The sequence below is a fragment of the Photobacterium sp. GB-210 genome, from assembly GCF_003026075.1.
In the GTDB taxonomy this organism is placed as follows: Bacteria; Pseudomonadota; Gammaproteobacteria; order Enterobacterales; family Vibrionaceae; genus Photobacterium.
In genome coordinates, this window is sequence record NZ_PYNU01000064.1 from 1 (window position 1) to 640 (window position 640).

The 640-nt window shown below is 45.2% G+C and carries 5 tRNA genes; all 5 read left to right on the forward strand.

Annotated features, from left to right (window positions below):
• Positions 1 to 71 (forward strand) — tRNA-Met (locus C9J38_RS21595).
• 82 nt (positions 72 to 153) lie between these two features.
• Positions 154 to 238: transfer RNA gene (locus tag C9J38_RS21600), tRNA-Leu, on the forward strand.
• A 41-nt stretch (positions 239 to 279) separates the two neighbouring features.
• Positions 280 to 354: transfer RNA gene (locus C9J38_RS21605), tRNA-Gln, on the forward strand.
• Positions 355 to 387: 33 nt separating this feature from the next.
• A tRNA-Leu gene (locus C9J38_RS21610) sits at positions 388 to 472 on the forward strand.
• 82 nt (positions 473 to 554) lie between these two features.
• Positions 555 to 639: transfer RNA gene (locus tag C9J38_RS21615), tRNA-Leu, on the forward strand.
• Position 640: the final 1 nt, after the last annotated feature.

The window sequence follows — 640 nt, forward strand, 5'->3', positions numbered from 1 at the left end:
GTAGCTCAGTTGGTTAGAGCACATCACTCATAATGATGGGGTCACAGGTTCGAATCCCGTCGTAGCCACCATTTATTCTTTAAATCAGCTTTTTACCAATTACTGATTTAAATTATACAACTAGAGACAACAGTTACTTGTAACTGACAATATGCGGAAGTGGCGGAATTGGTAGACGCACCAGATTTAGGTTCTGGCGCCGCAAGGTGTGAGAGTTCAAGTCTCTCCTTCCGCACCATTATCTCTAGTTTGTGAAAGTCTTGTGTAAGCAAGCGCTGTAGGTCTATCGCCAAGCGGTAAGGCAGCGGCTTTTGATGCCGCCATTCCCTGGTTCGAATCCAGGTAGACCTGCCATTATTTAGATTAATTGTCTCGACGATTAATCATGCGGAAGTGGCGGAATTGGTAGACGCACCAGATTTAGGTTCTGGCGCCGCAAGGTGTGAGAGTTCAAGTCTCTCCTTCCGCACCATTATTCTTTAGATCGGTTTTTACCAATTACTGATTTAAACAATACAACTAGAGAAACAACAGTTATTCGTAACTGACAATATGCGGAAGTGGCGGAATTGGTAGACGCACCAGATTTAGGTTCTGGCGCCGCAAGGTGTGAGAGTTCAAGTCTCTCCTTCCGCACCAT